The 17638-nt window shown below is 38.0% G+C and carries 15 protein-coding genes, 1 pseudogene and 1 riboswitch; of the genes and pseudogenes, 1 reads left to right on the plus strand and 15 read right to left on the minus strand.

The window, feature by feature from the left end; genetic code table 11:
• The 8 genes from glgA to ACQRDX_RS01950 form a co-directional block, all read right to left on the minus strand.
• On the minus strand, window positions 1-1437 hold the full coding sequence (gene glgA, locus ACQRDX_RS01915; protein ID WP_427893916.1) for a glycogen synthase GlgA: 1437 nt from the start codon (window positions 1435-1437) through the stop codon (window positions 1-3).
• On the minus strand, window positions 1437-2570 hold the full coding sequence (glgD, locus tag ACQRDX_RS01920) for a glucose-1-phosphate adenylyltransferase subunit GlgD (protein WP_427893918.1): 1134 nt from the start codon (window positions 2568-2570) through the stop codon (window positions 1437-1439). Before glgD ends, glgA begins: the two co-directional genes overlap by 1 nt.
• A complete protein-coding gene (locus ACQRDX_RS01925) occupies window positions 2560-3699 on the minus strand; it encodes a glucose-1-phosphate adenylyltransferase (protein WP_427893920.1) in 1140 nt (379 codons plus the stop codon). Before ACQRDX_RS01925 ends, glgD begins: the two co-directional genes overlap by 11 nt.
• A gap of 24 nt (window positions 3700-3723) precedes the next feature.
• A complete protein-coding gene (glgB, locus tag ACQRDX_RS01930; protein ID WP_427893922.1) occupies window positions 3724-5598 on the minus strand; it encodes a 1,4-alpha-glucan branching protein GlgB in 1875 nt (624 codons plus the stop codon).
• Window positions 5599-5688: 90 nt separating this feature from the next.
• Entirely contained in the window at window positions 5689-8001 is a 2313-nt protein-coding gene (gene pulA / locus ACQRDX_RS01935) for a type I pullulanase (protein ID WP_427893924.1), read from the minus strand.
• Window positions 7970-9046, minus strand: coding sequence for a diacylglycerol kinase family lipid kinase (locus ACQRDX_RS01940; protein ID WP_427893926.1), 1077 nt, complete (start codon window positions 9044-9046; stop codon window positions 7970-7972). Before ACQRDX_RS01940 ends, pulA begins: the two co-directional genes overlap by 32 nt.
• Window positions 9047-9062: 16 nt before the next feature.
• Window positions 9063-11021: an NAD-dependent DNA ligase LigA gene (gene ligA / locus ACQRDX_RS01945; protein ID WP_427893928.1), complete on the minus strand. Its 1959-nt coding sequence runs from the start codon at window positions 11019-11021 to the stop codon at window positions 9063-9065.
• Between the two features lie 73 nt (window positions 11022-11094).
• On the minus strand, window positions 11095-11604 hold the full coding sequence (locus tag ACQRDX_RS01950; protein ID WP_427893950.1) for a QueT transporter family protein: 510 nt from the start codon (window positions 11602-11604) through the stop codon (window positions 11095-11097).
• Window positions 11599-11696, minus strand: a riboswitch (PreQ1 riboswitch). (Overlaps the previous gene by 6 nt.)
• A gap of 28 nt (window positions 11697-11724) precedes the next feature.
• Here ACQRDX_RS01950 and ACQRDX_RS01955 point away from each other — a divergent pair.
• Entirely contained in the window at window positions 11725-12150 is a 426-nt protein-coding gene (locus tag ACQRDX_RS01955; protein ID WP_427893930.1) for a GtrA family protein, read from the plus strand.
• Between the two features lie 35 nt (window positions 12151-12185).
• Here the strand turns inward: ACQRDX_RS01955 and ACQRDX_RS01960 are convergent, their stop codons facing one another.
• The 7 genes and pseudogenes from ACQRDX_RS01960 to ACQRDX_RS01990 all read right to left on the minus strand — a co-directional run.
• On the minus strand, window positions 12186-12782 hold the full coding sequence (locus ACQRDX_RS01960) for a response regulator transcription factor (protein ID WP_427893932.1): 597 nt from the start codon (window positions 12780-12782) through the stop codon (window positions 12186-12188).
• 3 nt (window positions 12783-12785) lie between these two features.
• Entirely contained in the window at window positions 12786-13871 is a 1086-nt protein-coding gene (locus ACQRDX_RS01965) for a histidine kinase (protein ID WP_427893934.1), read from the minus strand.
• A 1-nt stretch (window position 13872) separates the two neighbouring features.
• Window positions 13873-14604, minus strand: coding sequence for an ABC transporter permease (locus ACQRDX_RS01970; protein ID WP_427893936.1), 732 nt, complete (start codon window positions 14602-14604; stop codon window positions 13873-13875).
• A 2-nt stretch (window positions 14605-14606) separates the two neighbouring features.
• Window positions 14607-15476, minus strand: a complete 870-nt coding sequence (locus tag ACQRDX_RS01975) for an ABC transporter ATP-binding protein (protein WP_427893938.1) — start codon at window positions 15474-15476, stop codon at window positions 14607-14609.
• Between the two features lie 130 nt (window positions 15477-15606).
• Window positions 15607-16521: a YihY/virulence factor BrkB family protein gene (locus ACQRDX_RS01980; protein ID WP_427893940.1), complete on the minus strand. Its 915-nt coding sequence runs from the start codon at window positions 16519-16521 to the stop codon at window positions 15607-15609.
• 15 nt (window positions 16522-16536) lie between these two features.
• A complete protein-coding gene (locus ACQRDX_RS01985) occupies window positions 16537-17397 on the minus strand; it encodes a methionyl aminopeptidase (RefSeq protein ID WP_427893942.1) in 861 nt (286 codons plus the stop codon).
• Window positions 17398-17420: 23 nt separating this feature from the next.
• Window positions 17421-17638 (minus strand): annotated as a pseudogene (locus tag ACQRDX_RS01990) (hypothetical protein); the annotation flags it as partial.

Here is a 17638-nt window from a genome sequence, read left to right on the forward strand (position 1 = left end):
TTATGATGAAAGCAAATGTTGATAAAGTTCTTGATAAGCATTACTTGCAGTATCCCAAGAAAAATCTCTTGTCATAGCCTGTTCTTGTAGGGCTTTCCAATCTTCCTTATGATGACAATAAACATCAAGGGCTCTTTCTAGGGTTTTAGTCAACCAGAAGCCTGTTAAACCTTTGAAAGTAAATCCTGTTCCAGAATGATCATAAGGATTATAAGGTTGCACTGTGTCTTTAAGACCTCCTACTTCATGGACCAATGGTAAACTGCCATATCTCATCGCCATCATTTGTGATAGACCACATGGTTCAAAAGCACTTGGCATAAGGAAGAGATCACTGGCTGCATAAATTTGTTGAGCCAATTCTAAATCAAAAGTAATATTAGCTGATAACTTTTCAGGATAAACTTGCGCAAACCATGCAAAAGCCTGTTCAAAGTCAGCGTAGCCTGTTCCAAGCAAGGCAATTTGAACATCTTGTTGTAGGATATGTTGAAGCTCATCTACGACAACATCAAAACCTTTTTGGTCTGTTAAGCGCGAAACAACTCCAATCAAGGGAACATCTGCTCGAACTGGCAATCCTAAGCGCTCTTGAAGGGCTGCTTTATTGATAGCCTTACCAGATAAGTCCTTGACTGAAAAATGAGCTACCAGATGTTTATCAGTTTCAGGATCTAGTAATTCAGTATCAATCCCATTAACAATACCTGATACCTTACCTGCCTCCATGCGCATAATTTGATCCAAGCCCTTACCAAATTCAGGAGTCATGATTTCATGCGCATAACTTGGTGAAACTGTTGTCACACGATCTGCATAAAGAACAGCCGCTTTCATCCAGTTTAAACAATCATTCCAACGCAAAGTCCCATCAGCATAACGTTCATAGCCTACACCAAATAGTTCCCAAAGCATACCAGAATCAAACTGACCCTGAAACTCAATATTATGAATGGTAAAGATTGTTTTGATCCCTTGATAAGCTTGAATCCAATGATATTTTTCCTTCAATAAAAAAGGTATCATCGCAGTATGATAATCATGAACGTGTAAAATATCTGGAATAAAGTCAACTTTTTCCATCAATTCTAAAGCTGCAAGCTGAAAGAATGCAAAGCGTTCGCCATCATCCCATTCTCCATAAACACGACCACGGAAGAAATAATCACGATTATCAATAAAATAGAAGGTGACACCATCTTTTACAATTCTTTTAACCCCAACATATTGGTGACGCCAACCGACATTGGTATAAAAATAGAGAACATCTTCTACTTCATAACCAAACTTTTGATCCACAACATCATAGTAAGGAAGAATGACTCGGACATCATTTCCCTTTTTAACAAGAGATTTAGGCAATGCCCCAATGACATCACCTAATCCTCCTGTTTTGGCAAAGGGAGCCCCCTCTGCCGCCACAAATAACAATTTCATTAAACTACATCTCCGCTAATTTTTTGTCCTTTACCAATCACAACTGGATGATCTTCTGTTCCACGAATAGTCACCCCTGCTGGAATCGTAACGGATTTATCAATGATGGCATATTCAACCACTGCTCCTTCTTCAATTTTCACCTTAGGGAAAATGATAGAACGTTTGACACTAGCATCTTTGGCAATATGACAGCTACGTGAAATAATGGAATGATCAACTGTACCTTCAATAACACTACCAGATGCAAATTGAGAATTCGTCACATGTGATTTATCATCAAAGTAAGTAGATTCTTCGTTTTTAACTTTGGTATAGATTTTTTGGTTAGAATAAAGTAAAGAGTAGAATTTTTGTGGATCTAACATATCCATATTCGCATCATAATAAGATTTCACAGAGTTGATATTTGCTACATAGCCTGTGTATTCAAATCCTAGTGCTTTTGATTCTACCAATAATTGTCTCAATAAGAAGCGTAATTTCATTGGCTCTTCTTTTTGAACTTCTTCTTCTAATTTTTCAATTAACCATGGTGTATTAACGATATAAATCCCTGTTGACATCTTCTCTAAATCACCATTAACATCTGTTAACTCTTTTTTCCCAACAACAGTGTCAGTTTCATCCATCACAAGAATTTCATTGACAGGAGATAGCTGTGCTTTAGGAAGCTTTTTATAGACCACTGTCATTTCACGTTGATTGGCATTGTGTAAATGAAGTACTTGTTGAAGATCGATGTTACATAATATATCGCAACCCATATAAATCGTTTGATCACTGCCAGAGCGTTTTAAGTAAGTCAAGATTTGTTCGTAGTAGTCTTTGTCTGCAGTATCAATTTCATCATCTGCATTATGAAATCCTAAGAAATAATGACTTAAAAGTGTGTTTAAGCCCCACTCACGACCACTACGAATATGATCAAAAATTGAACGGATATTTTGACCACGGAAGATACCGTAAACACTTCGGATACCAGCATTTGCAAGATTTGATAATTGAAAGTCAATCAAACGATATTTCCCATCAAAAGGAAGATTAGCAAGAGGACGATTTGCCGTTAAGTCCCCCATATCATGATAACCAACTGTGTTTCCTAAAATTGCAGAATATTTATCAATCTTCATTTGGTACCCCCACTACCTCATTATATCCAACGACTTGTACTTCTTCTGTGCCATCAATGACAACACCCTCACCAATTTCTGCGCCTTCACCAATGACGGCACGTGTAATTTTAGCACCCGCTCCAATCTTAGCACCACTCATGATAAAGCTATCTTTAATCTCTGCGCCTTCTTTAACCTGAACATTTGTAGATAAGATAGAATGTTCCACCTTCCCTGATACAAAGCAGCCATCAACAACCAGAGAATCTTTCACTTCTGCTTCAGCTGTAATAAAGTTTGGTGGTGCAATTTGGTTTTTAGAGTAGATTTTCCAAGAACGATCACGACTATCTAGCTCATTATCAACAGCAATATACTCCATATTGGCTTCCCATAGGGATTCGATTGTCCCTACATCTTTCCAATAGCCGTTGAAGTTATAAGTGTAAACTCGTTCACCAGAGTCAATATAAGCTGGAATGACATTTTGTCCAAAGTCAGACATATCAATAGTATTTTTCTCAGCATCTACTAACATTTCACGAAGACGTTTCCAAGTGAAAATATAGATTCCCATAGAAGCCTTTGTTGATTTAGGCTCTGCTGGTTTTTCTTCAAATTCAACGATACGATCGCTAGCATCAGTGTTCATAATTCCAAAACGACTAGCTTCTTTTAATGGAACATCGATAACGGCAACTGTTAAGCTAGCTAAATTGTCCTTATGCGTTTGTAGCATATCATCATAATCCATTTTATAAATATGGTCACCTGATAGGATTAACACATATTCTGGATCAATACTATCAATATAGTCAATATTTTGATAGATAGCATGACTAGTTCCCTGAAACCAACGATTTCCTTCTGTAGCGGAATAAGGCTGTAAAATCGTTGCACCAGAATCAATACCATCAAGCCCCCAGGCTGATCCATTACCGATATGACTATTAAGGGCTAAGGGTTGGTATTGTGTGATGACACCAACATTGTTAATACCTGAATTGGCACAGTTGGACAAGGCAAAATCAATAATGCGATAACGTCCACCAAATTGAACAGCTGGCTTAGCAATACTTTGTGTCAATTTCCCAAGACGTGTTCCTTGACCACCAGCAAGGATTAGTGCTAACATTTCATTCTTCATCTAGTTCTTCCTTCCAAGAATTTATTATTTTTTTAAACGACGTTTAATTTTCCAGATACTTGCCCCAAGCGCTGGAAGTGTAAAGCTTAATGTGTGATCGTAGTGTTTCCAAGACCCTCTTTGAGTTCGAGTGATAGGGTTATTTTCTTTCCAAACACCACCAAATTCTTCCCGTTCTGTATTTAAAATCTCTTCGTAAATCCCTGCTTGAGGAAGACCTATGGTAAAATCTTTTCGCTCAACAGGAACCATATTAAAGACACACACTAAGAGATCACCCTTCTCATTTTTTCGGATAAATGATAGGACACTTTGGTCACGATTATCTGCATCAATAATCTCTATACCATCATAAGAATCATCAATTTGCCAAAGTACTTTATGGTCTTTGTACAACTGATTCAAAGTAGATGTGAACTCTTTCATTTTGGCATTCATCTCATCTTCAAGATTAGACCACTCTAAACTTTCATCATATTTCCATTCTAAAAACTGTCCAAATTCACTTCCCATAAAAAGAAGTTTTTTACCAGGATGACAGATTTGATAGGTATATAAATTGCGAAGTCCTGCAAATTGATTATAACGATCCCCCCACATTTTATGCATCATGCTTTTCTTACCATGTACAACTTCATCATGTGAAAATGGTAAAACAAAATTTTCACTAAACAGATACATAAAGCTAAAGGTAACCAAATTAAAGTCATACTTACGATAAACAGGATCTTCCTCATAGAATTTTAGGATATCATTCATCCATCCCATATTCCATTTATAATCAAACCCTAAACCATCATCTTCTTGATGACCTGTAATGCTTGTCGCCGCTGTTGCTTCCTCAGCAATCATCATCACATCTGGATAATAACCTTTTATGACACGATTTAATTTTTGTAAAAATCCAAATCCCTCGTAATTGCGATTACCCCCATCTTTATTGGGTTTCCAAGGACCACTATCATAATCTAAATAAAGCATGTTACTGACAGCATCAACCCTTATCCCATCAATATGGTAAGTATCAATCCAGAATTTAGCACTTGAGATTAAAAATGATTGGACTTGATTTTTCCCTAAATCAAAGTTCAAGGCTCCCCAACCATAATTGTGGGCGCGATCATGATCTTGATACTCAAAAGTGGGTGTCCCGTCAAAATAGGCTAAAGCATCATCGTTAATCGTAAAGTGTCCTGGTACCCAATCAACCAAAACACCAATATTATGAAGATGGCAAGCTTCAACAAAATCTTGGAACTGTTCAGGAGTACCATAGGTTGATTCAAAAGCAAAATACCCCATCAGCTGATAGCCCCAACTCATTCCCAGAGGATGAGCCATCAAGGGCATAAACTCAACATGAGTATAATGCATATCAACTAGATATGGAATCAACTCCTCTTTTAATTCTTCAAAATTATAAGGACGACCATCTTCATGAACTTTCCATGACCCTGCATGAACCTCATAGATATTAACGGGACGCTGTTTAAACCCTAAACGCCTCCTTCTTCCTAACCATAGTCCATCTTTCCATTTTTTAGGTTTTAGATGTTTAATCACTGCCCCTGTTCCTGGCCGTTTTTCAAAATATACTGCAAAGGGATCAATCTTTTCAACTACATGACCACTAGCACGTGTCACCAAATACTTATAAATCTGTCCTTCATTCGCTAGGTCTGTTTCTACTTCCCAGACACCAGCATCATTAGGCGTCATAGGAAGTGGATTTTCTCCCCAATTGGTAAAATCACCAATGACCGAAACTGCTTTAGCATTTGGTGCCCAAACTCTAAAAACATGGTGCTTTCCATCCTCGGCTAAATGACAACCAAAATAATCCTGTGCCTGATAATTTTCTCCAATACCAAAAGTCCACAACGCTTCTTGTGTATCCATTCCATCACCCTTTCATGTGTAACCGTATTCAATATAGCTAATTTTCTGAAAATTGAAAGTAAACAAAAATAACCTGAAAACAATATCAGGTTATTTTTTCTTTTCAAAGACCACTACTGTTAACGGCTCTAGCGATAGTGCGCTTTGTTGTAAGCGCTTTTCATTTGTCACTAGTATATCATATTTTTCATGGTCTGTCATGCTAATTTTCACGTTTTTTCCAATAATATTGAAAATTATTTTAAAAGAACGCTCATCTTTAGTTGTGAAACTAATAAATCCTGAACCATGTTCTGCAGTTTCAACATAAACATGGTTTAAAATATCATCAAATGTTTGATAAGAAAAGCCACTAACGCTTGTTTTCAGTTGAATAATCTGACGGATAAACTCAATACTGGCTTTATAAATAGTCACATTATTCCAATTGACTTGGTTCACTTGGTCTGGAGCATTGTAACTATTCATCGCTCGCTCTTTATCTTCTTGAGTCAACTCAGCATTTTCACCTGTTGGAAAGAGTTTGGTGCGTAAAAATTCTTGCCCCAACTCCATAAAGCTCATCCCTTGCATCAAAAGATTCATAGCTGTTGCGACTTCTACACGTCTAATATGGACATCTTGATTATCATCAGGATTGAGCTCTAAGAAAAGATCGTTTAAATTATAATTATCGTGGGCTTCTACATAATTTAAGACCTGACTTGGCGTTAGATAAGGAGATAACTCACCACTTCCCAAAATAGCTTTAGCCACTTTATCTTCTGTTGCCTCTCCAGAAACAAAACCTTTTTTGAAGTCTCCATAAACTTCCGCTCCTTTAACAGCATCCCTTTGATCATCATTAAAGAAGCCAATTCTTGGCATCTGAGAGGCATTTCCTTTTTTAGCCTTATCTTCTGGCATGAGGCCTGTTCCCATATCCCAACCTTCTCCATAAAGAAGAATATTAGGATCAATAGCATCTACAGCCTTTCTAATCGCATTCATCGTTTCCACATCATGTATCCCCATCAGATCGAAACGAAAGCCGTCAATATTATACTCCTCAATCCAATATAAAATGGAGTCGATCATATATTTTCTAAACATCTCTTTCTCACTAGCCGTTTCATTACCAACGCCTGTTCCATTTTGGAAAGAGCCGTCTGGATTCATACGATAGTAATAATCAGGAACGGATAGTTGGAAAGCAGAATCTCGAGAAGAATAAGTATGATTATAAACCACATCCATGATGACGCCAATTCCAGCATCATGATAGGCTTGAATCATCTGTTTTAACTCTAAAATACGGACAGAAGGGGCATGAGGATTTGAAGTAAAACTCGCTTCGGGAACATTATAATTTTCTGGATCGTATCCCCAATTATAAGCATAATCACCATTTTCATCAATTATCTGGTGATGATCAAATAATGGCTGAAACTGAACATAATTAATGCCTAACTGCTTGACATAATCAAAGGCAGTTTTATCCCCATAAATATTCTTAGTCCCTGTTTCGATAGCACCTAAAAACTTACCACGATTCTCCAATCGAACACCCGAGGTCTCAGACTTTGTAAAATCTCTGACATGCATCTCATAAATAACCGCTTGGTTAGGATTGGCTAAACGCCATGTCGCCTCTGCACCATGCTTGACTGAAAAACCTTCTGGCACTAAATCCGCTTTATCAATGACAATAGATCTTCTACCATTTGCAGTGGTTGCAATAGCATAAGGGTCTCTTGTGTCTCTAAAAGTTCGTTTTCGGTAATAGACACGGTAGCAATAAGCCCTATAATTTAAATCATCTGAAACTGTCGTAAACCAAACACCGTGAGTATTATGTGTATGATCTTCCCAATTTTCAGCATGCCCACGCTCCATTTTAACAACACGCTCAACACTAGATTTATCATCTGTAGAACTATATAAAATCAATTCTACTCTTTGAGCTGTCGGAGCCCATAGCCTAAATTCCGTCTGTTCCTTCTGATAAGAAAACCCTAGCCATCCCGAATAGCCCCATTTACGATCAAATCGATAGCTGTGTAAGGCCATATCAAAAGCATGTGGTTGACGAAAACGATAATGATGACTGGTTACCGCCGCTTGTCTGGAATAATAAACAGTATCATCCCCCTCAACAATCCAAACCTCAGCCTTTGCAATCCCATAATCTCTATGGATACAATAATCCTGTGTTTTTTTGGACCAATCTGAATTTTTCACCATCAAATAAACATCGCTTAAATGATGCTGTGCTGGATAAGAAAGGTTAGCAACAATCCCAAAAGAATCAAAGCGGGCAAAATGGCTATCCCACCCATTTTCACCTTCTATCCACTGCCAGACACTATAATCAAAGTATGAGCCTGATTGGCTATGATAATGTAGTATTACTTGGTTTTCCATCCTCATCAACCTCTTTCATCTCTATCTTTTCATCCAAATATTCGACTTCACGAACAAATTTTTGTGCAATCGCCTCCATTGCTAATTCCTCTGTATCTAGAGTAATCGCATCATCAGCAATCTCATCGGTATTGGCGATAAATTCGATATGATTATTTAAATTTCTTAATTCAACAGGTGCATCTCCTCCATACTCACCATCTAAATTAATCATTAGACGACGCGCTTTTGGATCCTGGGGTTCAATCCTCAAATAAGATGTCTTAATATATTCTAATTTACTATGACTAATATGTCGTCCACCATTTAACATCAAACCAATGATATGGGTCAGTTCAATCAGATTAGCGGTTTTTACTAGAATTAAAGTGAACTTTCCATCATCTAATTTAGCATCAGGAGCAATGGTTTCAAATCCCCCTACTGAATTTGTCAAGGCCACAAAAATCATAGAGACTTCATCTTCAACAACACCATGGTCATGAAAAATTTTGACAGGTACATTTTGCACCCTAGGCAAGAGCTCTGCCCCTTTAACCAAATAAGCTAAATAGCCAAATACACTTTTAAGCTGACTAGGAACGCTATAGGTTAGCTCTGTCAAACTGCCTGCCGCGGCAATATTAATAAAATATTTTCCTCGGTCTGTCTGACCAATATCCATTAAAATGGTTTGTTGTTTCCCAATCAATTTGGCAGCTTCAATAGGATTCCCCCTTGGAACCTTTAAAGCACGAGCAAAATCATTAGTTGTCCCCATTGGGATGATTGCCATTTTTGGGCGTTTGTCTAACGGTGCAATGCCAGATACCACCTCATTGATGGTGCCATCCCCACCAGCAGCAATAACTAAATCAAAACCAGCTAAACCCGCACGATTAGCCTCTTTCATAGCTGAATGAGGCTCAGGGGTTGTCTGAAAAGCAGAGGCTTCATAACCAAAGCCTTCCAAAATATCTAAAACATCTGCCACACTTTTTTTCATCAATTCCTTGCCCGATGTTGGGTTATAAATCAAACGAGCACGTAATCTATGTTTTTTCATTTATTTTCCTCGATACTTAAAGACTTGCTAACCATGATTCATCACGAATCTCAATGCCAAGACTCTGTGCTTTTTCAAGCTTTGAACCAGCATCTATTCCTGCTACTAAAAGGTCTGTCTTTTTAGAAACACTAGATGTGACCTTAGCTCCTAAACGTTCTAGTTTGTCCTTAGCTTCACTTCTTTTTAGTGTGGTCAACTTCCCAGTCAAGACAACAGTTAAACCTGAAAGCATGGCATCACTGGCTACTTTTTGTCCTAAGTAAGTGAGATTAACCCCTACTTCTTCTAGTTCTTCTAAGAGTGTTTGACTACCTTGTGTTGCAAAATAAGTTGCTAAAGACTCCGCAACAGCCATCCCTAAACCATCAATTGCAGCAATCTTTTCTTTTTCAGCTTGAACCAGTACTGAAATAGACCCAAATTCCTCCAAAAGTTGCTTGCTGACCTTGGCACCAACATGGCGAATCCCTAAACCAAATAATAACTTTTCAGCAGAATTGGCTTTAGAAGATTGAATCGCATCATAAAACTTCTGAGCAGATTTTTCCTTAACACCATCTAGTTGCAAGAAATCTTCAACTTTTAATTGATAAAGGTCTGCCACATCATGAATCAAACCAGCTTGATAAAGTTTTTCCATTACTGATGGACCTAAACCAACGATATTCATCGCATCTCGACTCGCAAAATGTTCTAGACGTGCTAAAATTTGACTAGGACAAAGTGGGTTGATACAGCGCAGAGCGACCTCATCCTCATAATGTTGTAGCTGACTTTGACAAGATGGACATTGCTGCGGAATCAACATAGGTTCCTGTTGAGCACGCTTAGACATGACCACATTTAAAACTGCTGGGATAATATCGCCTGCTTTATACACCACTACCGTATCTCCGATGCGGATATCTTTTTCTGCAATATAATCCACATTGTGTAGCGTGGCACGACTTACTGTTGTCCCTGCTAACTGTACCGGCGTAAGATTAGCGGTTGGTGTGACAACACCTGTTCGTCCAACAGTCCAATCCACTGATAAGATTTCTGCTTCCTTTTCTTCAGCAGGAAATTTATAAGCTACGGCCCAACGTGGGGCTTTAACAGTAAATCCTAGCTCCTCTTGCATAGCTAAGTCATTTACTTTAATCACGATGCCGTCAATATCGTAAGGCAGTTGATCTCGTTTATTTTGAATATCTTGGATAAAAGCCCAAATATCAGCCATATTCGATGAAACAAGACGAATGGGATTAACCTCAAATCCTAAGTGTTCAAATTGCTGCAAAACAGCTTCTTGGCTAACTTGATCTGTAGGTCCTGCCTCTTGGTACAAGAAAGTTGCCAGATTTCTTTTAGCCACTACTCCTGTATCTAGCTGACGAAGTGTCCCTGCTGCAGCGTTTCTTGGGTTGGCAAACTCCGCCTCACCATTGGCTTGACGCTCTAAGTTGATCTTATCAAAAGAAGCTTTTGGTAAATAACACTCCCCACGTACAGTGATATCGATTGGCTCAGTCAGAGTAAGAGGAATATCACGAACACGTTTTAAGTTTTCTGTAATGTCCTCACCCACACGACCATCTCCCCGTGTTGCACCTACGCTTAGAACTCCCGAAGTATAGGTCAAAGAAATCGATAGACCATCAATTTTTAATTCTGCTAAGTAAGATGCCTTTGGAAATTCTTTTTTCACCCTTTGATCAAATGCCTCTAATTCGTCACGCGAAAAAGCATCCTGCAATGAAAACAGAGGATAGAGGTGTTCATGTTTTCTAAAGCCCTCTAAGACAAGCCCTCCTACTCGGTGAGTCGGACTATCTGGCAAAATCTCATCAGGATAAGCTTCTTCCAAGGCTACCAATTCACGATACAACTGATCATATTGCGCATCAGAAACGGTGGGCTTGTCAAGTGTATAGTATTCTTTGGCGTACTGATTTAAGCGGTCCACCAATTTTTTCATTTGATTCTTCATATCTTTTATTTTAACATATTTTACCGTTTCAAAATAAAAAAGACTTCCAAATTTGGAAGTTTTTTAGCGAATTTTAAGCCTCAAAATCAATTCGTTGAGATAATTTTTCAATCACTATAGCACCAATCAAAAGTGAAGCTAACTCTCCTATCGCAGTGGTAAACCAAGTCAAAAGAAAAGGAAGACCTGCAATCACTTTTAACTCCAAGGCTATGGTAAACATAGAAGCTGCAAAAAAGAAAGAAAAGTAAACAAAGGCTTTGTTAAGTAAGCCACTAAACAATTGTTCTTGACGATAGCGTCCAAAAAGATAGACTCCCAAGGTCACAAACAATAGCGTTGACCCTCCTCCGACAAAGACATCTAACCAACCATAGGTAAAAAAGTTGGCAATCATACAGCCTAGAGTCACTGCAATAATATACTTACGATGATAAAAAGCAAGGAAGTTTAACATCTCAGATACACGAAACTGATATGCTCCATAACTAATAGCGTTTAAGGGAGGCGTCACGGTTAATACAACATAAAGTGCAGCCACAATGGCAATCTGAGTAAGATCTTTTACTGATAATTTCATAATTCTCCTTTAGCGGTCATGCCGCGTCTAATATGCTTGGTGAAAGGGAAATAAGCACCAAGGGTTGCTCTAGCAACGTTGTCTAGTATAGCATATTTTTTATTTTTTTGATATAGTATCCTTATGAAAAAATTTATATCTAGTGAAGTTTTTAAATATCTCTTTTTTGGAGTTCTAGCAACCCTTGTCTATATGGTAACGCGCATGGCTTTCTTTGCTATCACACATCAAGCTACTCTTTCAGCCGTTATTGCAAATATAACCGCTGTTGTCTTTGCATTTTTCACCAACGACTATTTCGTCTTTAACCAAGTTAGGACAGGCTGGATGGGGCGCTTTGTCAAGTTTTTTGTGGCACGACTCTCAACACTGGCCTTAGATCTTGTTTTAGCTTATCTGTTGGTTGAGCGATTCCCCAAAATTATCGGACAATTTGTTAACCACAATCTACAAGTCGTCAATGCGATTGAAACCTTATTTGCACAAGTTTTAATTATCGTTTTAAATTATATCATCAGTAAACTACTCATTTTCAAGGATAAGCATTAAAGAGGATGGAACCCCCATCCTCTTTTTGTTTATTTTTATAACCAATTTTTCTCTTGAGCAATCAAGAGAGCATCTGTGCGATTATGGGCATCCAGTTTTGTCATTAGGCTGGTAACGTAGTTTCTGACGGTACCATTTGATAAAAACAACTCTTTTGCAATTTCTTGATTGGACAAGCCTCGTGCAATGCCTTGTAGAACCTCTCTTTCTCTTTGGCTGAGGGGATTACTTGAAAAAGCCATTTCATCAACCAATTCAGGAGAATAGTCTTTCTGACCAGATAAGACCTTATGGATAGTGGTCATCAGCTCTGTAGTTGACCGATCTTTTAAGACATAAGCGTCTACTTGCGCTTTTAGCGCTCTTGTAAAGTAGCCTGTACGCTTAAAGGTTGTGACAATCACGACTTTCATCTCTTTATGTTCTCTAATCCACTCTAAGACCTCTAGACCTGTCATTTTAGGCATTTCAACATCCAAAATCGCCACATCTACCTCTTCTTTTTCTAGTAAGCTAATGGCTTCTTGACCATTTTCTGCTTGAAAAACAGCGTCAACATCGTCTTCCATCAATAAGAGTTGACAAAGAGCATCTCGCAACATTGATTGGTCTTCTGCTACCAATAATTTCATCTCCTACTCCTTTCTAAAAGGAAGGCTGAGGCGTACACAAGTTGGATGGTGGCGTGAGAGAACCTCTACCTCTCCTTTGATTAAGGCCAAACGATTTTTTAGCGACTGCAGTTCATCCTCGCTTTGACTAGAAAATCCTTGACCATCATCTGCCATCTCAACTATCAACTGATCCCCCTCATCTGCTAGGCTCAGTATTGCTCGATGAGCAGAGGCGTGTTTGATGACATTATTAGCCAATTCACGTACCATCATGGTTAGACTAGATTGAAGGACTGGAGAGAGGTTTTGGCTGTCATAATCTTTTTTGATTACCAGCTCAATCTCTGCTAGTTCAAAAACTTGTCGTAAGCTTTCTAGTTCTTCATCGAGACTTCTATATTTTAGTTGATTGACAATCGTTCTGACGTCAACCATACTTTTTCTACTTGTTGCATTTAAATCGGATAACTCCTTTTTAACCGCCTCAAGATTTCCTTTGTCCAATTGCTTTAAGGCTAATTCCGTTTTAAGGGTCATCGTAGCAAAAACATGACCCAATGTATCATGAAGATCTTGTCCGATACGGTTGCGTTCATTTTCGGCAATCAAGAGATTGATAGAAGCGTTTTGCTCTTGCAGTTTTTGCTCTGCTTTTTCCTTAGACAATTGCATCCGTCCACCAAAAAACATGGCTAAAGCAAAGGCATGAAGAATAAACATAAAAAGAGTTATATCTAGACTGTAAGGACCAACCATACTCCATATCAACAAACTAGTTAATAAAATACCATAAGACACCGTTCGATAAGTCCACTTATCCTCACTATAGTGCCATGTCAAGAGATTTGAGAGATTAAAGAGAAAGAGGGAAAATTGAATATTGCCCGCAAAACTCATATAAGCAATGTAGGCTAAGAGGTAAATCCAGGCTACCTTTTCATAAGTTTGGTTTTGTGTATAAAGTAGTGAGATATAAACACCACCAAACAGTACCGTCGCAAATACAATAAAAGGATAAATGGCTAAGTGAGCCGTATAATATAAAGGAAAAACCAGAAAAAGCAAGCCCAAGAAATACATGGGCGAAACTTTTCTTTTCTGAAACACGCTACTTCACCTCGCTTCTTTTCTGAATCACCATTGCTGTTCCTAAGAAAATTATGGCATAAGTCAGCACAATAAACAAGGACTTCCAGATAAAATCATGCTTTTCTGCATAAGTGACAACTAAATGATTAACATGATAACCTGGTGTCAGACGACAAATCTCTTGAACCCAATCTGGAAAAAGGCTAATCGGCATCCAAGATCCGCCCATAATCGCTAAGACAAAATAGGTCAAATTAGCAACAACTGACATGGTTTGCTCAGATTTAAAGAGACTTAACAACAAGCCCAAGGCTAGATACATGAGAGAGGTTATCAGCAGTAAAATAGCTGACACCAACCACCTCTCTCCCGTCATACTCACCTCTCTTACTAAAGCACCAACTAAAAAGACAGCCATAATAGAGCAGATGAAACAAAGATAAACACGAAAGAGTTTTGACAGATAATAACGAGGCAGGCTAAGAGGAGAGTGCTCGATAAAAGACAGCCAGTTATTTTTTCGATCCTCTGATAACATCATAGGAAAGGTAAACAGTGCAAAACCTGACATCGAAAAAGCTGTCATGGTCAACATATAAGATTGCACAAAGGCTTTTTGAGCTACTGGATCATCTAGTTGTACCGTTGATGAAAAAATCAAAAAGAAAACCAAAGGCATCCCGATAGATAAGAGAAAGGTTCCTAAACTTCTGGATAATTTTATTCCCTCAATTTTTAATAATGGTAGCATGATTACTCCTCCCTTGTCTGATCAAATAAAGTATTAAGCAGGGTTTTATTTTGTACTTCTATATCTGAAATACGGCAACCTCTGGCTTGTAAGGCAGCCCAAACGGTCTCAATTTCTTTTGTTTTAAAACAAAGTCGATCTTGCTTGATGACCTGATCATAAACCCACTCTGGTCGAATGACATCTGAGAAACGCCGATCAACAGTCACTTCTTTTTCATTTTCTTCACTGCGCATAGCATGAGGTGTCGTGTCTCGCCACAACTTCCCTTGATGCAACACCAAGATACGATCTGCTGTATGCTCCACCTCTTCGATATAATGGCTGGAATAAAAGATCGTAACACCTTGCTCTTTCAAGTCAGCAATAATCCCCCAAAAGCGTTGACGAGTAGTGGTGTCCATACCTGCTGTCGGCTCATCTAAAAAAAGAATTTTAGGTTTGCCAATCAAGCAAAGAACAAACGCTAACAAACGCCTTTGCCCCCCTGATAATTTTTGTGACAATTGATTTTTTTGCTCTTCAGAGAAACAAAGTAAAGCATCTATCTCACCATCTTTCAAACTATCTTTATAAATAGCTTGAAAGAATGATAAAAGTTCTTTCACTTTTAAATCTTCTGGTATCTTATTTTCCTGCGGGAGAACAGCAACTGAAGCCTTATTGTTAGCAGATTTTGAATTATCTCGGTTCAACAAAACCTGTCCAGCACTTAGTTGCTTATCTCCCAATAAACAGTCCATCAAGGTCGTTTTTCCCGCACCATTTGGACCAATCAAAGCGACACATTCACCACTACTAATCTCAAAAGAAATTTGATTTAATATCACTTTTCCTTTGATCACTTTTTTTAGATTTTCTACCCGTATCATGACTAGCTCCTCCTCTTACTTTTCCTTATTGACACTATCAGTATAGCGCTTTTGATTACTAGAAATTAGGCCTATCTGTCATGACATCATATGACAAAAGTCATAAAAAAAGTGACTACCTATTTGGTAATCACTCCTTATTATCATTGCTACGTCTTGCTTGAATAAGTTCTCGAACATCTCCTCGTCTAAGAGTGAACTCTTCCTCAAACCGTCGTTGATAAGTGGCGTTAAAAATAGCTCCCATAATCAGCACTCGCGCGAAAAAAATGGACCAAATCATAATCGCAAATGTTGTAATCGAGCCAAAATTTCGTAAGTTCACCATACGATTTAAGGTATAGTTGACATATTGTCCAAAAAGACTTGTCGTAAAGACCAAGACAAAACTTGAAAAAATAGTCCCGGGTAAAATATAGTGCCACTTTCTAATCTTAACATTTGGTAAGAGATAGTAAAGAAAAGCCAACATGATAAATAAAATGGTGATAGTGGCTGGCTGAGCAAAGTGCATCAAGATGGAATACATTTTAGAATCCAATTGCAATCGGCTATGAATTAGACCTAAAATAGTTTTTCCAAAGGTTGATAATACAATAGCTAAACTTAGAAGAACCACAACCCCTACACTAACTACCAAACCAATAGCATAAGAAACAATAAAATCCCTGTGATCTTGAACATCATAAGCTTTATTAAAAGATTGTTGTAAAAAATTTAGCGATCGTGACATGGTCCAAAAACCAGTCACTAATGACAACCATAAAAAACCACTAGAAGGTTGATCAAAAATGCCTCGGATAATATTAGCAATACTTCCATAGAGTTGTTTTGGAAGATTATCTCTTAAAAATAAAAGCAGATCAGAAGTATCAATATTCAGATAGGGAAAAATATTGGCTAACAGAATCAGAAAAGGAAAGATGGTCAATAATAGATAGTAAGCAACAGCAATACTAGATAGGCTCATCTCTGAACTTTTATAATAGCCAAAAAAAGCTCGAATAGACTGACTAGTACGAATTCTTACAATAAAGCTTTTCACATCTTCTCCCTGCTATTAGTAAGTCCCTTCTTCTCCCTGACTTGTCAGAATGACAGGACCTTCTTTTGTAATAACAAACTGGTGTTCATATTGACAAGATAAACCACCATCAAGTGTTTTATGGGCCCAACCTGTCTTCAAGTCAGTATCAATTTCCCAAGTTCCCGTGTTGATCATAGGCTCAATTGTTAAGACCATTCCCTCACGCAGACGCAAGCCACGACCTGCCACCCCATAGTTGGGTACCATAGGCTCTTCATGCATCGTTGGACCAACTCCGTGTCCTACAAGATCACGCACGACACCATATCCACGGCTTTCAGCATATTCTTGAATGGCCGCTCCAATATCACCAATTCGATTACCTACAACTGCTTGTTCAATCCCTTTATACATGGCTTCTTTAGTTACAGCCATCAAGTCTTTCACCTCATCTGAAACTTGACCTACTGCATAAGCCCAACAAGAATCTGCTAAACCACCTGAATAATTTTCAGTATATTTTTTCATCTCTTGGACATTATCAAAGTTAAGTTTTGACACATCAAGGATAGACTTATCTAAAGGCTCACTAAGAACCATATCCACTTTTAAAAGGTCACCTTCTTTTAAAATGTAGTGTCTTGGGAAAGCATGCGCTACTTCATCATTTAAACCACAGCACGTTGCATAAGGATAATCCATAATATGTCCATCAACACCGATTTGAAGTGGCAGAACATTTTCTTCCTTACAACGTCTGCGGACGTACTCTTCAACTTCCCACATATCAACACCAGGTTTAATCAAATCACGTAAGCCAATATGGATACTGGCAAGAAAATCTCCTGCTCTGTCCATTGCTTCAATTTCACGCGCTGATTTTAATGTAATCATAGTTTTTTTATTCACTCCTATTTCTAATTCAACTTTGTTGTGACAATAGCTTTAAAAACAATTTGACGCCCTTGATAAATTTCAAAATCCAAGGTAGCATTTTTTCTAGTTCGTGCAATGACTTTAGGATAAATCTGCAAATCATCGTCAATCTGAACAGCCTGTAAAAAGTATAACATCATTTGTTCAATAATGACATTCTTTTGTTGCTTTTTGGTTAAAACACGAATCGTAATTTCTT

Source organism: Streptococcus sp. SGI.013 (assembly GCF_050315295.1).
In the GTDB taxonomy this organism is placed as follows: domain Bacteria; phylum Bacillota; class Bacilli; order Lactobacillales; family Streptococcaceae; genus Streptococcus; species Streptococcus porcorum.